The organism is Pseudomonas spartinae, assembly GCF_965197125.1.
In the GTDB taxonomy this organism is placed as follows: Bacteria; Pseudomonadota; Gammaproteobacteria; order Pseudomonadales; family Pseudomonadaceae; genus Aquipseudomonas; species Aquipseudomonas composti_A.
Genome location: NZ_CBDAMB010000025.1, coordinates 1 through 3,823, shown reverse-complemented (window position 1 = coordinate 3,823; position 3,823 = coordinate 1). Strand labels below are relative to the sequence as shown.

At 57.1% G+C, this 3,823-nt stretch carries 5 protein-coding genes; all 5 read right to left on the bottom strand.

Annotation, left to right across the window (positions count from 1 at the left end; genetic code table 11):
- On the bottom strand, positions 1 to 1,519 hold a 1,519-nt coding region (locus ACN8M7_RS25840; protein ID WP_490262618.1), incomplete at its 3' end, for an HAD-IC family P-type ATPase.
- A gap of 5 nt (positions 1,520 to 1,524) precedes the next feature.
- Positions 1,525 to 1,773 carry a DUF2933 domain-containing protein gene (locus ACN8M7_RS25835; protein ID WP_003246761.1) on the bottom strand — a complete coding sequence of 83 codons (249 nt, stop codon included), beginning with the start codon at positions 1,771 to 1,773 and terminating at the stop codon, positions 1,525 to 1,527.
- A gap of 79 nt (positions 1,774 to 1,852) precedes the next feature.
- Positions 1,853 to 2,386: a cupredoxin domain-containing protein gene (locus ACN8M7_RS25830; RefSeq protein ID WP_003246762.1), complete on the bottom strand. Its 534-nt coding sequence runs from the start codon at positions 2,384 to 2,386 to the stop codon at positions 1,853 to 1,855.
- Between the two features lie 147 nt (positions 2,387 to 2,533).
- The gene (locus tag ACN8M7_RS25825) at positions 2,534 to 3,091 is read right to left on the bottom strand and encodes a cupredoxin domain-containing protein (RefSeq protein ID WP_024616818.1); all 558 of its coding nucleotides are present in this window, start codon (positions 3,089 to 3,091) and stop codon (positions 2,534 to 2,536) included.
- Between the two features lie 167 nt (positions 3,092 to 3,258).
- A complete protein-coding gene (locus tag ACN8M7_RS25820; protein ID WP_282340273.1) occupies positions 3,259 to 3,618 on the bottom strand; it encodes a co-regulatory protein PtrA N-terminal domain-containing protein in 360 nt (119 codons plus the stop codon).
- Positions 3,619 to 3,823: the final 205 nt, after the last annotated feature.

The window sequence follows — 3,823 nt, the reverse complement described above, 5'->3', positions numbered from 1 at the left end:
TAGCAGCCAGGCGCAGCACTTCATTGGAGTCGTAACCGCCTGTCCCTTCCGCACTATGAAATACGGGACGCCCCTCAGTCAGGGTTCCAGTCTTGTCGACGATGAGCGTGTCGATCTTGCATAGATTTTCGATGGCGCTGGCATCGCGGAACAACACACCGCTGCTAGCGGCCTTGCCAGTCGCAACCATGACGGACATCGGGGTTGCCAGACCCAGAGCGCAGGGACACGCAATGATTAGCACCGCCACCGCATTGATCAGGCCAAATACCCAGCCTGATTCCGGCCCTAATAGCCCCCAGCCGAAGAAGGTCAGAATCGCGATCAGGATCACCCCGACCACGAAATACCCTGCCACCGCATCAGCCATACGCTGCATGGGGGCCTTGGAACGTTGGGCTCTGGCCACCATCTGAACGATCTGCGACAGCATGGTCTCGGCACCGACCTTCTGCGCCTCCATCACCAGGCTGCCGTGGGTGTTCAGGGTGGCACCGATAAGGGCATCCCCTACCCGCTTGGTCACGGGTAACGGTTCTCCGGTAAGCATCGACTCGTCGACGGCGCTCTCCCCCTCTAGAACCGTACCGTCCACCGGGACTTTCTCTCCCGGCCGGACACGTAGGTGGTCGCCCTGATGGACATGTGTCAGCGGAATATCTTCTTCCTGGCCATCGGGCTTGATGCGACGCGCAGTCTTTGGTGCCAGCCTCAGCAGTGACTTGATGGCTGCCGAAGTCTGCGAGCGGGCCTTGAGTTCGAGCATTTGGCCCAACAGCGTGAGTGAGATAATCACCGCGGCTGCTTCAAAATAGACGCCGATACGTCCGTCCTGGGCAAAAGCCGCCGGAAACCACTGCGGAACCAAGGTAGCGGCCACGCTGTAGAGGTAGGCAGCGGCCGTTCCCAAACCGATCAGGGTCCACATGTTGGGGCTGCGGTGGCGGATGGAGTCAATGCCGCGGGTGAAGAATACCCAGCCACCCCATAGCGTCACGGGCGTCGCCAGAGCCAGCTCGACCCAGTTCTGGGTCGTGCCATGAAACAGTTGCAAGGAATGGCCGGCCATCGCCAATACGGTCACGATGACGGTCAACGGTAGGGTCCACCAGAACCGCAGCGAGAAGTCCTTCAGCTCTGGATTTTCCTCCTCTTCCAGCTCCGGGATGACAGGTTCCAGCGTCATCCCGCAGATCGGGCAGTTTCCGGGAGCCGGTTGACGGATTTCTGGATGCATCGGGCAGGTGTATTCAGCACCTACAGGTGTCGATGTGGGTGCTGGAGTCGCGTGCTGGTGATGCTCCCCATGAGACTGATGGCTCATGTACTGATGAGGATCTGCTTGGAATTTCTCTAGGCACTTCGCACTGCAGAAATGATAGGCCTTCCCTTCAAAGCTCTCGCGATAAGGGCCATCAGGATTGACCTCCATGCCACACACCGGGTCGCGCTGGCTCTCGGAGTGGGCGTGCGAGTTATGTGAATGATCCTGGTCATGATGGCAGGAGGTCTTTTGCATGCGATCTATGTCCTTTCTTCGTCCTTGGAAACAGCGGTGCTGCTGGAGTGGGAGTGCCCGCCGTGATTGTGGCCAAACAGATGCATCAGCGGGCATAGCAGCAGGATGAGGTACGGCAGGGCCTGCGAAAGATGACCGTAATGCTCACGCGCTACATAGAAGATGCCGATTACGGCCAGCATGATCAGCGCAATGCCAATCTTGCTCTTCCAAAAAGGCGGCTCAGTGGTACTGGTGTGATGGGTATGGTCCACGACAATAGCCTCGTTTCAATGGCGGCCGGATCAGTATAGGTGTCTCAGACTGGACGGAGTTGGCGAGTATCAATAAACGTCAGCGTACGGTCACCTTACCGACCATTCCCGACTGATAATGTCCTGGAATATTGCAGGCGAACTCCAGTTCGGTGGCGGCGGAGAAGGTCCAGATCAACTCTTCGCGTGCTCCAGGTTCGACAAGAACACTGTTGGGGTCATCGTGTTCCATACCGACCATCTTCATGCCGCCCATGGCATGGCCCATATTGCTCATGTCATGTGCACCTGTAGGGGACAGCGTGCCGTTCTGAAACATCGCGGCCATCTCTTTCTGGTGCGCGGCATGGGATGCCGCTTTGCCAAGATTGAATTCGTGTAGCAGTGCACCGTCATTTTTCAGGACGAAGCGAACTGTCTCGCCTGCTTTGATCTCCATTGCTTTGGGTTCGAAGAAGATGTCCCCCATCCGGACTTCGATGGTGCGATCTACTGCCTGACCGTCTCCCGGTTGCCCAATACTGTCTTTCTTGTGGCCCGGGCTGGCCAGCGCATTGGCAGCACTGAGCAGCAAGCCAAGGGTGGTGATTATGAAAGCGGGTCTGAGTTTCATGGTGTGCCTCTGAGGTGTTGAGGAGGGATGAGTCCCGATGCTAATGAGGTGCAGCTGGCGGTACGCTGACGTGAAAACTACATCGCAGTAAGGTTCGTCAGATCGGTGCTACCCAGCCCGCTGCCAACGGGTAGCACCGATGCCGGACTAACGCAGAGCAAACTCACCGACCATCCCCGCCTGGTAATGCCCAGGCAATGTACAGGCGAAGCTCAAACTGCCCGCCTTAGGGAAGGTCCACACGAACTCTTTGGTTGTGCCGGGCTCGACGAGAACCGCGTTCGGGTCGTCATGCTTGGCTTTGATGACTTCCGGATAGCCTGGAGGGTTGGAGTCTCCCGTGCCATAACGCTCATGCCAGACAATGCGCTCGGCCATGCCGGTCGGGGTCAGTGTGCCGTCCTTGAACAAGGACGCCATCTTGCGCTGGTGCTCCAGCTGGGACGCTGCCTGCCCGATGTTGAACTCGTGCATCAACGCGCCCTCGTTCTTCAGAACGAAGCGCACGGTTTCACCTGGCTTCACATCGATCGTTTTCTGGCTGTAGTTGATGTCGTCCATCTTTACCAAGATGGTACGAGTCGCTGGCGTCGCCTGGGCCTGCTGCCCAATGCCATTGCTACTGTCGCTGGTCTCGGCAAATGCCGGAAAAGTGGTGCTGATGAACAGTGTGCTGATCAGCAGCTTAAGAGGGATGCGTTTCATGGTGAGACCTCGCTAGGTAGGCTGGAAATCTCATGCTATTCCCCGCTTCCTGCCAGGCCGCTGACCCCAAAACTACAATTGCGTCAGCTGGAAAAAAGCACGGCGCCATTGAGGCGCCGCTAGGCCAAAGGAGCAATCACGGAAGGCCTGGAAGATGGGGGAAACTCTTACTTATGGCACTCTTTGTCGGCCATCATCAGCTTGTGCTCGCGAATCATTTGACCCAGCACGTCGTCTACTAACTTGTCGTGTTTTTCCATCCAGGCCAAATGATCTTCGGCAGACATGCCTGGAGCAGGATGTTCATTGTGCAGCTGACTCATGAGGTCTTCGAGCATGTTCATGTGCTCCTTCATATGCACATGCCGCTCGCCGACTGGGGCCTTCTCTGCCTGGATCAGCACGGCTACCGCTTTGTCGCGCATCTGCTGCATGCGCTCAAAGGTACGATCACCCCCCCCTTCGGCCCAGACCATAGAAGAAAGCAGCAGCGAACCAACCAGAAGTAAAGGTTTCAGCGATTTCATGGGGCAGTCTCCATCAGTGCTAACTATGGCCGGCACCTCTGCTTTTGGTCTGTCGAGGGCCGAGAGCACAACCTAGTGCTCATGCTTGCACCCTAGACAAGCCACCCTGTCAGTGAGCTGAAGTCAGAATTACATTTTCGTAAGCTTCTGGTTGGGGCCGCGGTTTGCCTGCAAACTCAGGCCACCCGACTTTTGGAGTCTGCAC